Below are 16,841 nucleotides of genomic sequence, written 5' to 3'. Positions count from 1 at the left end.
ACGTGGTGACGGGCCGTTTTAAAACGACAGGGTGGCCGGCTGGATGGCGGAGAAGTTCTCCTGGCCGGAAAAGAGAAAGGTAAAATCGCTCTCGCAGACCCGCTTCACCGCCGGATGCTGGATCATCCGCTCGGCGAAGATGACGTAATACTCCTCCATCAGATCCTGGGTCTCTCCGATCAGCATCACCCCCTCCCCTTCGAGGATCTCCTCCCGATAGATGGTAGGAGCCATGAAGATGCCCTGATTGAAGAAGCCAAACGCCTTCATCAAGGCGGCATCATCAAACTCGCCAAGAATGCTGGGGGAGACACCCTGCTGCTCGAACCACTGGGTCAGCTGACGCCCCATGGCGGTACGACGACCGGGGATCAGCAGCTTGCGCTCCTCCAGACAGGCGGGAAAGGGCTTTTCGGGCAACGGCGCCTTGCAGAAGAAGCTGACGCCACAGCCGCCCAACCGTTTGGAAAGCAGCCCCGCATGCTGGCTGGAGTCTACCGGACAGTCGGAGAGGATCATGTCGAGCTTGTGCTCGCTCAGCTGCTCCAGCAGCAGTTCGTGGGTCGACTCGAAGCAGCGCAGGTGGATGGAGCCATCATTCGGAATAACAGAAAGCAGCACGCGGCTGGCAAGGCGCTTGGAGAGGGCATCGGCGATGCCGACGTCGAACAGGATCTGGCTCTCCTTGCGATAGTTGACGATATCGAGCATCTCGTAGGAGAGGCTGAACATCTTGTCGGCATAACGAAATACCAGCTGGCCCAGCTCGGTTGCCTCGAGCGAGCGCCCCTTGCGCTTGAGCAGCTTGCCGCCGAGGCGCTGCTCCAGCAGCTTGATCTGGCCAGTGACCGTTTGCGGGGTCAAAAAAAGGGCTTCCGCTGCCTGGGTAACGGAGCCCTTCTTCTGAGTCATCCAAAAATAGTAAAGGTGGTTGTAGTTAAGGTGTGACATCCGATGGGGTTCCCGCGGTGCGCGGACTCCGGTAGCAGCTGAGTTCAACCGCCAGAATGTCATACATGTCGCTGACCGAGTCAACCTTGTTCGCGCCAAACTGCTCCATCAGGCTGGCCTTGAGGCGTGCCTTGTCCGGCATCCGGTCAGCGCAATAACGCTTGTTGGAGTGTTTGACCCGCTCGCCAGCCCGGCTGCTCAGCGCCCGCTCGGAGAAGGTCTCGCCAAAGCGCGCCTTGGCCTGCTTATCCCCCAGCAGCAGGGCGCTATCGACCACTCCGTTCAGATAGGCAGAGCAGTTCGCCGAGGCGGCGTCCTGCTTGCAATCCTCCAGCCCGCCGGCCCATGCCGCGGGGCTCAGCAACAGCATCAACAACCCAGTATGTAGCTTCATAGTCCCTCCGTACTCTGTTCCCCTTCACCCTTGGGAAGGGCCATGCGCAAGGCCAGATAACCGACCACCGCCGCCATGGTGGAACCCACCAGGATCCCGAGGCGAGAGTAGCTGCCGTAATCCAGCCCACCGTGCTCGAAGGCGAGCGACGCGATAAACATCGACATGGTAAACCCGATGCCACAGAGGATGCTGACCGCAAAGATCTGCTTGAAGTTGACCCCGGGCGGCAACTGGGCGATGCCCAGCTTGACCGACAGCCAGCTGATAGTGAACACCCCGAGCGGCTTGCCGATAAACAACCCCAGCATGATCCCCATCGGTACCGGACTCAGCAGGGAGGAGAGACCAATCCCCTCCAGCGAGACCCCGGCGTTGGCAAACGCAAACAGCGGCAGGATCAGATAGGCACTCCAGGGGTGCAACTTGTGCTCCAGATACTTGAGCGGCGAGGCGTAACGCTTGCCGTTAAGCGGGACCATAAAACCGACTACCACACCTGCTAGGGTCGCATGGACGCCAGACTTGAGCACCGCAACCCAAAGCACCAGACCGACCAGCATGTAGAGGCTGATCCTGTCCTCACCGCGGCGATTCATCCACAGCAGGGTGAGGGTTGCCAGAATACCGATGGCAAGCGCCTCCAGCGACAACTGCTGGGTATAGAAGAGCGCGATGATGATGATGACGCCGAGGTCATCCATGATGGCCAGCGCCAGCAGGAATACCTTGAGGCTCACCGGCACCCGCTTGCCGAGTAGCGCCATCACCCCGAGGGCAAAGGCAATGTCGGTCGCAGCCGGAATCGCCCAGCCAGCGCGCGCCACGTCGTCCGAATAGTTGAAAAAGGCGTAGATCAAGGCCGGCGCCAGCATGCCACCCACCGCCGCAATGGCCGGGAAGGTCGCCTGAACCCTGGTCGAGAGCGCCCCTTCCAGCATTTCACGCTTCACTTCCAGACCAACCAGCAGGAAGAAGATCGCCATGAAGCCATCGTTGATCCAGAGCAGCAGCGGCTTGTTGATGTCGAGGGCCGCGATGCGCACCTGCACCGGCGTGTCGAGAAATGCCTGATACCCGCCAGCCAGCGCGGTATTGGCTAAAATCATTGCCAGCATGGCAGCCATGATCAGAATAATTCCGGAGGCGGCCTCCAGCTTCAGGAACTTTTTGATTACGTCACTCATGGTTAAATTTTCCACCGTATTGCTTTGATTTGAGTCTATATCCTGCAACAACCAATGGAAAATCGTTTCTTGCTGCTCAACACAACGAAAAAACCGAAGGCAAAATAGAACATACCTGCTATACGCAGGTTTTGCCTCGTCTCAGGCTACCGTCTTATTAATCAATAAAATGAATTTTCAATTATTTAGCTGCATAAAAAAGGCGCCATGAGGCGCCTTGCTATCAGATGGCGACGGGCGCCTTGATCCCGGGGTGGGGATCATAACCCTCGATCTCGAAATCCTCGAACTGGTAGTCGAAGATGGAGTCCGGCTTGCGCTTGATCAGCAGAGTCGGCAAAGAACGTGGCTCACGGGAAAGCTGCAGCGCAGTCTGCTCCATGTGGTTGGAGTAGAGGTGCACATCACCGCCGGTCCAGACGAAGTCACCCACTTCCAGATCGCACTGCTGGGCCATCATGTGGGTCAGCAGGGCATAGCTGGCAATGTTGAACGGCAGGCCGAGGAACACGTCACAGCTGCGCTGGTAGAGCTGGCAGGAGAGCTTGCCGTCCGCCACATAGAACTGGAAGAAGGCGTGGCAGGGGGCCAGCGCCATCTTGTCCAGCTCGCCCACGTTCCAGGCGGAGACAATGATGCGGCGCGAATCCGGGTTGTGCTTGATGTCATCCACCGCTTTCTGGATCTGGTCGATGACAGACCCGTCGGCCGCAGGCCAGGAACGCCACTGAGCACCGTATACTGGCCCCAGATCGCCATTCTCGTCTGCCCACTCATCCCAGATGCTGACGCCATTTTCCTTCAGATAGGCGGTATTGGTATCGCCATTGAGGAACCAGAGCAGCTCGTGAATGATGGAGCGCAGGTGGCACTTCTTGGTGGTCACCAGCGGGAAACCTTCCGCCAGATTGAAGCGCATCTGATGGCCGAACAGGGAGACGGTACCGGTGCCGGTACGGTCAGACTTGACGGTGCCCTCATCGAGGATTTTCTGCATCAGGTCGAGATAAGCTCGCATTATTTCGCCTCCTTCATGGCATTACCGAACAACTGCGGACGCTTGTAGGCAACCCAGATCATCAGGGCACCGGCGATAATCATCGGGGTGGAGAGGATCTGGCCCATGCTAATCTCCTGGAAGTAGAGACCAAGCTGGCTGTCCGGCTGGCGCACAAACTCCACCAGGAAGCGGAACAGGCCGTAGAACAGCAGGAACATGCCGGAGATGGCGCCGCGTGGCGGGTTCTTGCGCCAGAACAGGTTGAGAATGATGAACAGTACCACCCCTTCCAGTGCGAACTGGTAGAGCTGGGAGGGATGACGCGGCTCGGGGCCCGCTTCCGGGAAGATGATGGCCCAGGGCACATCGGTGATCCGCCCCCACAACTCGCCGTTGAGGAAGTTGCCGATCCGGCCAACGCCGAGGCCAAACGGAATGAGCGGCGCCACAAAGTCGGCCACGGTGAAGAAGTGGCGCTTGGTCTTGTGAGCAAACCAGATCATCGCGGTGATAACCCCGATCAGGCCACCGTGGAACGACATGCCGCCGGTCCAGATCTTGAACAGGTAGGTGGGATCCGCGAGGAAGAGATCGAAGTTGTAGAACAGCACGTAACCGACACGGCCACCGAGGATCACCCCGAGGAAACCGTAGAACAGCAGATCCGACACCTCGTTGCGGGTCCAGCCGCTGTTCGGTGCATCGGCGCGACGGCCGGCTAGCCACATGGCAAAAGCGAAACCAAACAGGTACATGAGACCATACCAGCGTACCGATAGTGGTCCCAAACTGAATGCTACGGGATCAATCTGCGAGAAAACCCAATATCCATCGTGCTGCATAAGCGGCCCCAGTCAAAATAAAAGCCGCATTTTCCGATCATTCGTCAGCAGGGACAAGGCATGATTATCAATCACTCTGTTTCGATTTATGACCGGCTCGCAGCAAACCGCCCAAACCATGCTCCTCCAGATAGCGGGCAAACAGGCCGCGCAGCACGTGGGGATTGTCATGCTTGAGGCCATCGGCCATCAGTTCGGTCAACTCGCTCAGGGTGGATTGACGCAGCACGTACTTGATCCGGACGATGTTGTGGGTGTTCATACTGAAGCGGCGATAGCCCATGGCAAGCAGCAGCAATACACCGACCGGATCACCAGCCAGCTCGCCACAGACCGACACCGGCTTCTGGTAGCGATGGGAGGCATCAACCAGCTGTTGCAAGGCGCGGATCACCGCAGGATGGAAGGCATCGTAGATATTGGCAACCCGGGAGTTGTTGCGATCCACCGCCAGCAGGTACTGGGTCAGGTCATTGCTGCCCACCGACCAGAAGTCGATGAGCGGCGCCATCTCCGGCAAGATAAAGAGGGCTGAGGGCACCTCGATCATCACCCCGAGGCTGGGGTAGCGGATCACCGCATCGCGGCTCGCCGCCTCTTCCGATACTTCCCGCCACGCTTGATCCAGCAGACGACGGGAAGCTTTGATTTCGCTGACGCTGCTGATCATCGGCAGCATGATGGCCAGATTGTCCAGCCCTTCGCTGGCCCACAGCATCGCCTTAAGCTGCACCAGAAACAGTTCGGGGTGATCCAGGGTGATCCGGATCCCCCGCCAGCCAAGGAAGGGGTTTTCCTCGACGATGGGGAAATAGGGTAACGGCTTGTCGCCGCCCACATCCAGCGTCCGCATGCAGACCGGCCGGTTGCGGTAGGTCTCCAGAATGCCGCGATAGCGGGCAGTCTGCTCCCACTCGGAGGGGAAGCTCTCCTGCAGCATGAAGGGGATCTCGGTGCGATAGAGCCCGACCCCGTCCGCCAGCTGATTGAGGGAGATCTCGGTGTCGGCACTGAGACCGGCGTTGAGCAACAGGGAGACCTTGGTACCATCGGCCGTCTCGGATGGCAGGTTGTCGACACTGCGCACCAGGGTATCGAGTGCCCGCTCTTCATTGAGCAACTGACGATACTCGGTCAGGATCACCTGATTGGGTTCGATGAAGAGATCGCCGCTGTAGCCATCGACAACCAGCATGCGACCGCCGATGTCGCCTAGGGGCAGATCGACCCCCATGATGGCGGCAACCCCCATGGCACGGGCCAGAATGGCCGCGTGGGAGTTGGTGCCCCCCTTGAGCGATACCACGCCGGTCAGATACTCACGGGGCACCTCGGCCAGAATGGTGGCGGTCACCTCGTCGGCAACCAGCACCACCGGCTCGCCGATGGAGATATGTTCCGGTTCGTTCTGCACCAGTCGGCTGATCAGCCGCTGGGCAATATCCTTCACGTCGGTGGAGCGCTCCTGCAAGTAGGGATCCTTCATCCCCTTGAACTGCTCGATCAAACGATCACTGATCAGCTTGACCGCCGAGACCGCAGTCCAGTGCTCCTTGCTCACCTTGTTGCGAATGGGCTTGATGTAGCCGGGATCGTTCAGCAGATGCAGGTAGATGTCGAAGATCGCCACCGAGTCCTGGCTGTAGCTCTCGCGAAAGCGCAGCGCCAGACTCTCCAGATCGTGGCGCACCTCCTCCACGGCCAGCTCCAGCCGCTCCAGCTGGCTGACATGGTCTTCATCCTTGCGCGGGGTGATGGACGAGAGCGCCTTGCGGGGCCGCCACACCCAGGCCTTGGCCATGGCGATACCGCTGGCCCCGGCAATACCGCGCAGCGGCTTGCTCCAGTCGGTCTTCTGCAACCACCCCTTGGCCTGCGCCTGGGCGATACGCGCCGCCAGCTGTGCCGCCAGAGTGACCATGAAGGACTCCTCCCCTTCATCGAAGCGGCGGCTCTCCTTCTGCTGCACCACCAGAATGCCGACCACCTGACGCTGGTGCATGATGGGGGCGCCGAGGAAGGAGCGGAACGCCTCTTCGGCGACATCGGGCAGGAATTTGAAACTGGGGTGCGCGGGGGCATCAGCCAGGTTGATCAGCTCTTCCCGCTGACCCACCAGACCGACGATACCCTGCTCGTAGGGCAGGGTCACCTTGCCAACCGCGGACGGGGCCAAGCCGTCGGTGGCCGCCAGGCGATAGCGGCGCACCTCGGGTTCCGAGACATAGACGGAGCAGCAGTCCACTGCCATGGCGTGCCGGGTCTGGCTCACCAATGCTTGCAAGGCCTGCTCGAGGGTATTGGCCTCGGCCATGCTCTCGACGATACGTCTCAGTTCCGTTAACAACTAATCTGTGCTCCTTAACGGGCGCGGTTGCGCCGCCCATCCTTCTTGTTGACCTGCACTGCCGGCACCGGCATCGCCAGCGGGGCAAACTCTTTCATGACCCGGCGGTAAACCTCCCGCTTGAACGAGACGACCTGACGCACCGGGTACCAGAAGCTGACCCAACGCCAGTCGTCAAATTCGGGATGGCCATGACAGCCGAACTGGATCCGCGATTCCCTGCCCGGACCAAGTTGTAACAGGAACCATTTTTGCTTTTGGCCAATACAGACCGGTGAACTGTCCCAGCGGACAAGACGTTTGGGTAAACGGTACTTTAGCCAGTTACGACTGGTGGCCATGATGGTCACATCTTCGGGCTTGAGGCCAATCTCCTCATACAGCTCTCGATACATGGCCTGCTCTGGCGTTTCACCATCATCAACCCCCCCCTGCGGAAACTGCCAGGAGTGCTGCCCATAGCGTTTAGCCCACAACACTTGTCCTTCACGGTTACAGATCACGATACCGACATTGGGACGAAATCCGTCGCCATCAATCACGTGATCACCTTATAAAGGCTGAATCTATAAGGAGATTGTTCCACATTCACTCCGTGGCAGCAAACAAGGAGTGAATCCCCTGTTTCATGAATAACTTTCAATTTCAAACATACTTATAAACAAATCCAAGGATCCGCGCCCCCAAGTTGCCCACCCAGGCTGTGCATAAAGCTGTTAGCAAACGGGTATATACAGTACTTTTTAACTGTACGCAAAAAGCGTCCGCCCGCACAGCCCCGCAGGCGAAAAGACAAAAAAACATTACTATACATATAGTTGAATAAAAACAACTGGATCTAGATCCATGTCAATCAAAGAGCCAGATCCATGATCCGGATTGTGAACAAGTTCAACTGCTCAAAGATCCACCGCGGCGAAATTATCCACAGGAGTGGCACAATATCTACCCCGTTTACCCGGTAAAAATGGGGTGGCATTCACAATTTTTTGTAACATATCAGCGACTCCACCCACTTTCATCCACTTATCCAAGATTTCTGTGGATAACTGTGTGTAACATCATGCACAAACCCTTGGACAACTATTTCGAGGTCAAACCAGGCCAGGATCACTGCTCGATAAAACAAACAAAACCCTTTAAAATCATCACGATGAGCTGATAGCCCCCAAATTCTCTGCATTTGATCTTATCCACTCAGGATCGGTTATAAAAACAGCGATCCTTCTCGGGATCCTCCCCTGTTAGAATATGGCGAGCAAGATGGAGCCAACTATGACAAGCAATCCCCAATCCGAGCAGGAGTTATTGAGCCGCGCCTATGCCATGGCTGGCTTCACGCTGGCGCAGCTGGCCGCCGAGGCTGGCGTCGCGGTGCCCAACGATCTGCGCCGTGACAAGGGGTGGGTCGGCCAGCTGATTGAGCTGCAACTGGGGGCCAGCGCGGGGAGCAAGCCGGAACAGGACTTCCCGGAGCTGGGGATCGAACTCAAGACGATCCCAGTGGATCCTCAGGGCAAACCGCTGGAGACCACCTTCGTCTGCGTCGCCCCGCTGATCGGCGTCAGCGGCCAGCGCTGGGAGGAGTCAAACGTGCGCAACAAGCTCTCCCGGGTTCTCTGGATCCCGGTGGAAGGCAGTCGGGAGATCCCGGTTGGCGAGCGGCGGGTCGGTATGCCGCTGATGTGGAGTCCGAATGAAGAGGAAGATCGGCTACTACGTCAGGACTGGGAGGAGCTGATGGACATGATAGTGCTGGGGGAAGTGGAGCAGATCAGCGCGCGCCACGGCCAGGTGATGCAACTGCGGCCCAAGGCCGCCAACAACAAGGCACTGACAAGAGCCATCGGTCGTGATGGTCAACCCATCATGACCCTGCCGCGCGGCTTCTATCTCAAGATCGACTTCACCCACAGCCTGCTGCAACGCTATTTTGCCTTGCCGACTTGATCTGCCTTATCAACATCTTTGTCATATGATGGTATAAAAATAGACAGGAGCCATTTTTAACTCACAGACAAGGAGGCGTCATGCCACTGATCAAACAGTTTTTAAAGTCCAAGCCCGAGGTCAAGGTGACCTTCGCCGTAGAGAAGGAAGCCGCCGCAGGCGCGGAGCAGGTGATGCTGATCGGCGAGTTCACCCAGTGGCAACCTGTCGAGCTGAAGCGCATGAAGAGCGGCGAGTTCAAAGCCACCCTCAATCTGCCGACCGACGGCCCGGGTTACTTCGAATATTGCTACCAGCTCATCACCCCGGAAGGGGAGACCCTCTACGAGAATGACTGGGCTGCGGATGACTATGTGCCAGGCCCCTTCGGGCGCGACAACTCGGTAGTACGGGTCATCCAGTAACGGCACCCAGAGAGCCAATAGACGGATACAAAAAAGGCTCGCCATTGGCGAGCCTTTTCACTACCTGTCGAGCTATTTGCCGACATACCGACACCAATTCGAATCGAATTAGTTGAGCTTCTCTTTGATACGAGCAGCTTTGCCGGACAGGTTGCGCAGGTAGTACAGTTTGGCGCGGCGAACATCACCACGACGCTTCAGTTCTACACTGTGGATCAGCGGAGAGTGAGTCTGGAATACACGCTCAACACCTTCGCCGTTGGAGATCTTGCGAACGGTGAAAGCAGAGTGCAGACCGCGGTTACGCTTGGCAATAACGATGCCTTCGAAAGCCTGCAGACGCTCTTTACCACCTTCTTTAACACGAACTTGAACACGTACAGTGTCGCCCTGGGCAAAAGCCGGGATGTCGGTACGCAGTTGCTCTTGTTCAAGCTGCTGAATAATCTTGCTCATTGTCTTTCCTTACCTAGGATAAACTGAAAACTCTACTTAACGCTGTCACGCACTTCGCGGACATACTCGGCAAGAAGTGATTCTTGCTCGTCAGTCAGAGCTAGGTTGTTAATAAGTTCCGGCCTTCTTTGCCAGGTTCGTCCGAGCGACTGTTTGAGACGCCAGCGTCGAATCACTTCGTGATTGCCGCTTGTCAGCGCCTCGGGCACCGCCAATCCATCCAACACCTCCGGCCGAGTGTAGTGGGGATGATCCAGCAAGCCATCCGTGAAGGAGTCTTGCTCGGCACTGGCCTGATCACCCAAAACCCCCGGGACCAGACGCGAAACCGCATCGATCAGGGTCATGGCAGGCAACTCGCCACCACTTAACACGTAATCCCCGATAGACCACTCTTCGTCGACTTCGGTTTGTATCACGCGTTCATCGATACCTTCGTATCGACCGGCTACCAGAATCAGTTTCTGATTCGTCGCCAACTCGGTTACGCCCGCTTGAGTCAGCTTGCGTCCCTGAGGAGAGAGATAGATGACTTTCGCCCCGTCTCCCGCCGCTTGCTTGGCTGCATGAATCGCGTCACGCAACGGCTGAACCATCATTAACATGCCGGGCCCACCACCATAAGGACGATCATCGACCGTACGGTGTTTATCGTGGGTAAACTCCCGGGGGTTCCAGCACTCAATCTGCAGCAGGCCACTCTTGACGGCCCGACCCGTTACCCCGTGCTCGGTAATGGCTCGGAACATTTCAGGGAAGAGGCTAATGACCCCAATCCACATAAGAAACCTCCGGCACCCGTGTTAGCGCGGGAAACTAGAAACCAGGATCCCAATCAACTTCGATTGTTCGAGCAGTCAGATCAATATTCTTGATCACCTGCTCTTCCAGGAACGGAATTAACCGCTCCTTTGCACCAAAGGCATCTTTTACATTGGCCTCAACCACCAACACATCGTTGGAGCCGGTTTCCATCAATTCGGTCACCTTGCCCAGGTCGTATCCCTTGGTGGTCACCACGGAGCAACCAATCAGGTCACGCCAGTAGAACTCACCTTCAGGCAACGCAGGCAACAGATCGGCGGGTACGCCAATCTCGACATTGGTCAATGCCAGGGCATCCTCGCGCACATCGATACCATCGAGTTTGCAGATCAGACCCTTGTTGTGACGTTTCCAGGATGAAACCCGAATTTCACGCCACGCCCCGTTCTGATTAATCAGCCAGGGGTTGTAATCGAAAATCGCTTCGGCAACATCGGTGAAGGAGTTCACTTTAAGCCAGCCCTTGATGCCATAAACGGTACCCAGGGTGCCCAGAACTATAGGTTTTTCCACCTTAACTCCTTACCGTTTAGCTGATTAAGCAGCTTTTTTAGCGTCTTTGATCAGCTTGGCAACGCGGTCAGAAACAGCGGCACCAGTAGCAACCCAATGCTCGATACGAGCCAGGTCCAGGTTCAGCTTTTCAGCAGAACCAGCAGCAACCGGGTTGAAGAAACCAACGCGCTCGATGAAGCGACCGTCACGGGCGCAACGGCTGTCAGAAACTACTACCTGGTAAAACGGACGCTTTTTCGCGCCACCACGTTGTAAACGAATGGTTACCATATCGTCCTCATTAACATCTAATGAACAAGGCCCGCAAACACGCGGACCCTAGCTTAAAATAAGCCGCGTAATTCTACTTGGATTCGTAATAATTGCAACCAAGCCAGCCATTTTTTGCGCAGAACCGCAATGAAAAGGGGCCTGCCGCTGCAGACCCCCATCAACACGCAGGCCGGATCAGAACGGACCGCGACCGCCACCGAAACCGGGGGGCATCATGTTCTTCATCTGGCTCATCATCTTGCGCATACCGCCCTTGCCGGACATTTTCTTCATCATGCGCTGCATCTCGGTGAACTGCTTGAGCAGCTTGTTCACGTCCTGCACCTGCATGCCGGAGCCTGCGGCGATACGGCGTTTGCGGGAACCCTTGATGAGATCGGGATGGGCACGCTCCTTGGGCGTCATGGAGCTGATGATCGCCTCCATCCGTACGGTGAGCTTGTCATCCATCTGATCTTTCACGTTATCCGGCAGACCGGACATGCCTGGCAGCTTGTCGAGCATCCCCATCATGCCGCCCATGTTGCGCATCTGGGCCAGTTGCTCGCGGAAGTCCTCCAGATCGAAGCCCTTGCCGCTCTTGACCTTGCTGGCAAGCTTGGCCGCTTTCTCTTTGTCGACGTTGCGCTCGACCTCTTCGATAAGAGAGAGCACATCGCCCATGCCGAGGATGCGGGAGGCGAGACGATCCGGGTGGAACGGCTCCAGCGCATCGGTCTTCTCGCCCATACCGATAAACTTGACCGGTTTGCCGGTGATGTGGCGCACCGACAGGGCGGCACCACCACGGGCGTCACCATCCGCCTTGGTGAGGATCACACCGGTGAGTGGCAACGCTTCGTTAAACGCCTTGGCGGTGTTGGCGGCATCCTGACCGGTCATGGCATCGACCACGAACAGGGTTTCGACCGGCTTGATGGTGGCGTGCAGATCCTGGATCTCGGCCATCATCTCGCTGTCGACGTGCAGACGACCGGCGGTATCGACGATCACCACGTCATAGAACTTCTTGCGCGCCTGATCGATGGCGGCAGTGGCGATGTCGACCGGCTTCTGGCTGGCGTCGCTCGGGAAGAAGTCGACCCCGATGTCGCTGGCCAGGGTCTCCAGCTGCTTGATCGCCGCAGGGCGGTAAACGTCGGCACTGACCACCAGCACTTTCTTCTTGCTGCGCTCTTTGAGCAGTTTGGCCAGTTTGCCGACCGTGGTGGTCTTACCGGCACCCTGCAGACCGGCCATCAGGATGATCGCAGGCGGCTGGGCAGCCAGGTTGAGCTGTTCGTTGGCCTCCCCCATCACGGTGACCAGTTCACCGTGCACAATCTTGATGAATGCCTGGCCCGGGCTCAGGGATTTGGCCACTTCCTGCCCGACTGCGCGCTCTTTGACGCGCGCCACGAAATCACGCACTACCGGCAGGGCGACATCCGCCTCGAGCAGCGCCATGCGGACTTCGCGCAGGGTTTCCTTGATGTTCTCTTCGGTCAGGCGACCACGGCCACTGACATTGCGCAAGGTGCGCGAGAGTCGTTCAGTCAAATTCTCAAACATGACGGATTCCGGTTCTTGGCGTAATAAATTGGGGGCATTATAACCCAGAGCGGGCGCGAGGACGATTATTCACCGCACCGCAGCAGCAGGGACCTTCTCCCTATATATGGGCAGATCGACCGTTGCACAACTGGCGAGCACTTCTCGTGCAAGGTATACTGCCCCTCTTACCCTCAAAAGCTTGTGCAACAACGACCTGGTTATGATCGTAATCTCTGTTCTGGCCCTGGCGTTTTATCTGCTGGCCATCATCGCCTCCCTGCATCTGTTACTGAGCGCCAAGCCGGTGGGACAGCGCTCCCTGTTTGCCTGTATCGGATTGGCCCTGATCGCCCATGCCAGCGCCCTCGGTTCAGAGGTATTGCAGAGTTCCGGCCAGAACCTGAGCATGCTCAACGTTGCCTCGCTGGTGAGTCTCATCATCAGTTGCTTCATGACCTGCGTCACCCGCCGCTTCAACGGCTGGATCCTGCTGCCGGTGGTCTACAGCTTCTCGGCCCTGCTGCTGGCGGCCAGTGCCCTGATCCCGGGTCGCTACATCACCCATCTGGAGGCCCATCCCCAGCTGTTGCTGCACATCGGCCTCGCGCTGATGGCCTACTCGGTATTGATGATCGCCTGTCTGTTTGCGCTGCAGCTCGCCTGTCTGGACAAGCAGCTGAAATCGAGAAAAATCAGTAATCTGCCAGCCATGCCCCCCCTGATGACGGTGGAGAAACGGCTGTTCCAGCTGATCTCTGCGGGGGTGCTGCTGCTGACCCTCTCCATCGCCTCCGGCCTCTTCTTCCTCGAAGACATGTTCGCCCAGGGCAAATCCCACAAGGCGGTGCTCTCCATTCTTGCCTGGTGTGTCTACGTGCTGCTGCTGTGGGGTCATCACACCTATGGTTGGCGCGGCCGCAAAGTCATCACGCTTAGTCTGATTGGCAGCGTCATCCTGACCCTTGCCTACTTTGGCAGCCGCTTCGTCAAAGAAGTGTTGTTGAGCTGACCCCTACTTTTTTCGTCACACCATCCAACAGGAGCCCTTTTTGGACAGCATCTCAACGAGCACATTACTGATTGTCCTCGTTATCTTGATCCTTCTATCCGCTTTTTTCTCCAGTTCCGAAACCGGCCTGATGTCCATCAACCGCTACAAGCTGCGGCATCTGGCACAGACCAAACACAAAGCCGCACGCCGCGTCGAGCAACTGCTCGCCCGCCCCGATCGCCTGCTGGGGCTGATCCTGATCGGCAATAATCTGGTCAACATCCTCGCCTCCGCTATCGCCACCATCGTCTGTATCCGGCTGTTTGGCGATCTCGGTGTCGCCATCGCCACCTTCGGCCTGACCCTGGTGGTGCTGGTGTTTGGTGAAGTGACCCCCAAGACCCTGGCCGCCATGTTCCCGGAGAAGATCGCCTATCCCGCCTCCTGGATCCTCAAGGGGTTAATGGTGCCGCTCTCACCGCTGGTCTGGCTGATCAACGGCATCACCAGCGGCCTGCTCAAGATGCTGAAGATCAATCCCAACAAGGATGACTCCCTCAACACCGAGGAGCTGCGCACCATCGTCAACGAGGCAGGCAACCTGATCCCCAAGCGTCATCAGGAGATGCTGCTCAGCATCCTGGATCTCGACAAGATGCTGGTCGAGGACATCATGGTGCCGCGCAGCGATATCTACGCCATCGACATCAACGATGACTGGAAGAGCATCCAGCGTCAGCTGGCTCACTGCGCCCACACCAAAATCCTGCTCTATCGCGACAATATCGACGACGTTGTCGGCTTTTTACACGCTCGCGATGCCCTGAGGCTGGTTGCTAGGGATCTGTTCAACAAATCGAGTCTGTTGCGGGAAGTGGACGAAATCTACTTCATTCCGGAAGGGACCCCGCTCAACGTGCAGCTGGCCAAGTTCCAGCGCAACAAGGAGCGGATCGGCCTGATTGTCGATGAGTATGGCGATATTCAGGGGCTGATCACCCTGGACGACATTCTGGAAGAGATCGTAGGCGACTTCACCACCTCCATGACGCCAGCGCCGAGCGACGAGATCCACCCCCAGCCGGACGGCACGTTTCTGGTGGAAGGCTCGGCCAGTGTGCGCGAGCTGAACAAGGAGATGAACTGGCACCTGCCCATCGACGGCCCGCGCACTCTCAACGGTCTGATCCTCGAATATCTGGAGGAGATCCCCCAACCCAACATCGGGATCCGGCTGGCCGGTTATCCTATCGAGATCCTCGATGTGGAGAACAACATGGTGAAGATGGCACGGATCATGCCGGCATCTTACCGGGCGGAGTCGGATTCACAACATTGAAAAAGGGCTGCCGGTGGCAGCCCTTTTCTATTGCTCATCTTCATTGCTCGTCTTCGTCATCCGGCTCCAGCACCAGGGTCGGGATCAACTCGCCGAAGACCCGTTGCAACTCGTCACGGTTGGCCAGCAGGTCTTGCAGCGTATAGCTGTCCATCACCGCCAAAAATGCATCCATCGCCTCTCGCAGCGCACTCTTGAGCAGGCAGACCGAGACAATATGGCAAACGGGCGAGCCGCAGTCGATCCCGTCCAGATTGCCTTCCAGCGCCCGGATAACCTGCCCGATATTGATGGTGGCCGGATCGCAAGCCATGCGAATACCGCCATTCTTGCCCCGCTGGGATTGCAGATAGCCCAGCTTCACCAGCTGATTGACCACCTTCACCATGTGGTTGCGGGAAACGCCATACAGGGCCGATACCTTGGCGACGCTCGACAACTCCCCTTCCGGCAGGGTGGCAAGATAGAGCAGGGCTCTCAATCCGAAATCTGTATAACTGGTTAGTCTCATAAAACCTGATTAGCGCAATGCGAAAAGTGGAGTATTGATTCAAATCAAATAAACATCTAGGATGCCACTTATTAAATGACATTTTATATGTTCAATTAGAACGAGGCCCCTATGCTAGATCAAACCACCGTTGCCGTCATCAAAAGCACCATCCCGCTGCTCGAATCAGCAGGTCCGGCCCTTACCCAGCACTTCTATCAACGGATGTTCAGCCATAACCCGGAGCTGAAAGATATCTTCAACCTGGCCCATCAACGCAGTGGCGGCCAGCCGCTGGCCCTGTTCAATGCGGTCGCGGCTTACGCCAGGAATATCGACAATCTGGGGGCGCTCGCCGGTGCGGTCGAGCGGATTGCGCACAAACATACCGGATTCCTGATCCAGCCGGAACAATATCACATTGTAGGTAGTCATCTCTTGGCCACGCTCAAAGAATTGGGCGGAAGTGCGGTCACCGACGAGGTGCTGGAGGCATGGGGCAAGGCGTATGGGGTGCTGGCCGACATCTTCATCGGCCGCGAGCGGGAGATCTATCAGGAGAAGGCCAATCAGGATGGCGGCTGGCAAGGTACCCGCAGCTTCATCATCAAAGAGAAGCGGGCCGAGAGCGCCCTCATCACCTCCTTCCTGCTGGCGCCGGAAGATGGCAAGCCGGTACTGGCCTTCAAACCGGGCCAATACCTCAGCGTCAAGCTGGTTCACCCCGAGCTCGAATATCAGGAGATCCGCCAGTACTCCCTCTCCGATGCCCCCAACGGGCAGGATTACCGCATCAGCGTCAAGCGCGAGCCGCAGGGTCAGGTCTCCAACCTGCTGCACGATCACCTGCAGGCGGGTGACAAGATCGAGGTGATGCCCCCCACTGGCGATTTCTATCTGAAAGCCGACAGCCAGACTCCGGTGGTACTGCTCTCCGCCGGTGTTGGCGTGACACCGATGATGAGCATGCTCAACCAGCTGCTGACAAGCGACCACCAGGCCGATATCACCTGGCTGCACGCCTGCGAGCAGGGCGCTGTGCACGCCTTCCGGGAGGATATTCAGCAAAAATCCCGCCAGCATCCCAACTTGCTGAGCCGGGTCTGGTATCGGGAGCCGGAGGCCAGTGATGTGCCGGGCGAAGATTACGACCTTTCCGGCACCATGGATCTGACCGCAGTGAAGGAGCGCATCACGCCAGAGGCCCACTACTACTTCTGCGGCCCAGTCGGATTTATGCAGGCGATCAAACGGCAACTGCTGGCGGCGGGGGTGCCGGCCGATCAGCTCCATTACGAAGTTTTTGGCCCCCATCAAGATCTCTAGGGCGCGGGCAGCCATAT

The 16,841-nt window shown here is 57.5% G+C and carries 18 protein-coding genes; 5 read left to right on the top strand and 13 right to left on the bottom strand.

Annotated features, from left to right (window positions below):
• Positions 1-18: 18 nt before the first annotated feature.
• From nhaR to rppH, 7 genes are all read right to left on the bottom strand, one after another.
• Positions 19-951: a transcriptional activator NhaR gene (gene nhaR, locus I6G90_RS18840; protein WP_005340434.1), complete on the bottom strand. Its 933-nt coding sequence runs from the start codon at positions 949-951 to the stop codon at positions 19-21.
• Positions 938-1,345 carry a Rossmann-fold NAD(P)-binding domain-containing protein gene (locus tag I6G90_RS18835; RefSeq protein WP_058053936.1) on the bottom strand — a complete coding sequence of 136 codons (408 nt, stop codon included), beginning with the start codon at positions 1,343-1,345 and terminating at the stop codon, positions 938-940. Before I6G90_RS18835 ends, nhaR begins: the two co-directional genes overlap by 14 nt.
• A complete protein-coding gene (gene nhaA, locus I6G90_RS18830; RefSeq protein WP_111806101.1) occupies positions 1,342-2,532 on the bottom strand; it encodes a Na+/H+ antiporter NhaA in 1,191 nt (396 codons plus the stop codon). The genes I6G90_RS18835 and nhaA overlap by 4 nt, the downstream gene beginning before the upstream one ends.
• A gap of 223 nt (positions 2,533-2,755) precedes the next feature.
• Complete coding sequence (gene thyA, locus I6G90_RS18825) at positions 2,756-3,550, bottom strand: thymidylate synthase (RefSeq protein ID WP_197928715.1); 795 nt, start codon at positions 3,548-3,550, stop codon at positions 2,756-2,758.
• A complete protein-coding gene (gene lgt, locus I6G90_RS18820; protein ID WP_197928713.1) occupies positions 3,550-4,374 on the bottom strand; it encodes a prolipoprotein diacylglyceryl transferase in 825 nt (274 codons plus the stop codon). Before lgt ends, thyA begins: the two co-directional genes overlap by 1 nt.
• A 67-nt stretch (positions 4,375-4,441) precedes the next feature.
• On the bottom strand, positions 4,442-6,721 hold the full coding sequence (gene ptsP / locus I6G90_RS18815; RefSeq protein ID WP_197928711.1) for a phosphoenolpyruvate--protein phosphotransferase: 2,280 nt from the start codon (positions 6,719-6,721) through the stop codon (positions 4,442-4,444).
• Positions 6,722-6,735: 14 nt separating this feature from the next.
• Positions 6,736-7,263 carry an RNA pyrophosphohydrolase gene (rppH, locus tag I6G90_RS18810; RefSeq protein ID WP_033135511.1) on the bottom strand — a complete coding sequence of 176 codons (528 nt, stop codon included), beginning with the start codon at positions 7,261-7,263 and terminating at the stop codon, positions 6,736-6,738.
• Positions 7,264-7,996: 733 nt separating this feature from the next.
• Between rppH and mutH the strand changes: the two genes are divergently transcribed.
• Both mutH and I6G90_RS18800 read left to right on the top strand, forming a co-directional pair.
• Positions 7,997-8,671 (top strand): DNA mismatch repair endonuclease MutH, encoded by a 675-nt coding sequence (gene mutH / locus I6G90_RS18805; RefSeq protein WP_197928709.1) that lies wholly within the window; start codon positions 7,997-7,999, stop codon positions 8,669-8,671.
• 80 nt (positions 8,672-8,751) lie between these two features.
• Positions 8,752-9,075 (top strand): isoamylase early set domain-containing protein, encoded by a 324-nt coding sequence (locus tag I6G90_RS18800; protein ID WP_019445584.1) that lies wholly within the window; start codon positions 8,752-8,754, stop codon positions 9,073-9,075.
• 108 nt (positions 9,076-9,183) lie between these two features.
• On the opposite strand, the gene rplS is transcribed toward I6G90_RS18800, so the two are convergent.
• The 5 genes from rplS to ffh form a co-directional block, all read right to left on the bottom strand.
• Positions 9,184-9,531, bottom strand: a complete 348-nt coding sequence (gene rplS / locus I6G90_RS18795) for a 50S ribosomal protein L19 (protein WP_005313505.1) — start codon at positions 9,529-9,531, stop codon at positions 9,184-9,186.
• A 32-nt stretch (positions 9,532-9,563) separates the two neighbouring features.
• Positions 9,564-10,313 carry a tRNA (guanosine(37)-N1)-methyltransferase TrmD gene (gene trmD, locus I6G90_RS18790; protein ID WP_005340400.1) on the bottom strand — a complete coding sequence of 250 codons (750 nt, stop codon included), beginning with the start codon at positions 10,311-10,313 and terminating at the stop codon, positions 9,564-9,566.
• Between the two features lie 34 nt (positions 10,314-10,347).
• Positions 10,348-10,869 (bottom strand): ribosome maturation factor RimM, encoded by a 522-nt coding sequence (gene rimM, locus I6G90_RS18785; protein ID WP_042059665.1) that lies wholly within the window; start codon positions 10,867-10,869, stop codon positions 10,348-10,350.
• Positions 10,870-10,893: 24 nt separating this feature from the next.
• A complete protein-coding gene (gene rpsP / locus I6G90_RS18780) occupies positions 10,894-11,142 on the bottom strand; it encodes a 30S ribosomal protein S16 (RefSeq protein ID WP_042059663.1) in 249 nt (82 codons plus the stop codon).
• Positions 11,143-11,319: 177 nt separating this feature from the next.
• Positions 11,320-12,696: a signal recognition particle protein gene (ffh, locus tag I6G90_RS18775; protein WP_076494556.1), complete on the bottom strand. Its 1,377-nt coding sequence runs from the start codon at positions 12,694-12,696 to the stop codon at positions 11,320-11,322.
• A gap of 202 nt (positions 12,697-12,898) precedes the next feature.
• On the opposite strand from ffh, the gene I6G90_RS18770 reads away from it, so the two are divergent.
• Complete coding sequence (locus tag I6G90_RS18770) at positions 12,899-13,687, top strand: cytochrome C assembly family protein (RefSeq protein ID WP_042059703.1); 789 nt, start codon at positions 12,899-12,901, stop codon at positions 13,685-13,687.
• A 40-nt stretch (positions 13,688-13,727) separates the two neighbouring features.
• Complete coding sequence (locus I6G90_RS18765) at positions 13,728-15,008, top strand: HlyC/CorC family transporter (RefSeq protein WP_139707976.1); 1,281 nt, start codon at positions 13,728-13,730, stop codon at positions 15,006-15,008.
• 40 nt (positions 15,009-15,048) lie between these two features.
• Here I6G90_RS18765 and I6G90_RS18760 read toward each other — a convergent pair whose 3' ends face one another.
• Positions 15,049-15,519: an Rrf2 family transcriptional regulator gene (locus I6G90_RS18760; RefSeq protein WP_042059661.1), complete on the bottom strand. Its 471-nt coding sequence runs from the start codon at positions 15,517-15,519 to the stop codon at positions 15,049-15,051.
• A gap of 111 nt (positions 15,520-15,630) precedes the next feature.
• On the opposite strand from I6G90_RS18760, the gene hmpA reads away from it, so the two are divergent.
• Entirely contained in the window at positions 15,631-16,824 is a 1,194-nt protein-coding gene (gene hmpA, locus I6G90_RS18755; protein WP_197928707.1) for an NO-inducible flavohemoprotein, read from the top strand.
• Positions 16,825-16,841 lie beyond the last annotated feature (17 nt).

Origin of the sequence: Aeromonas allosaccharophila (assembly GCF_016026615.1) — a bacterium.
GTDB classification, from domain to species: Bacteria; Pseudomonadota; Gammaproteobacteria; order Enterobacterales; family Aeromonadaceae; genus Aeromonas; species Aeromonas allosaccharophila.
The sequence above is the reverse complement of the archived record's forward strand: the minus strand, read 5'-3'. Positions and strand labels throughout refer to the sequence as shown.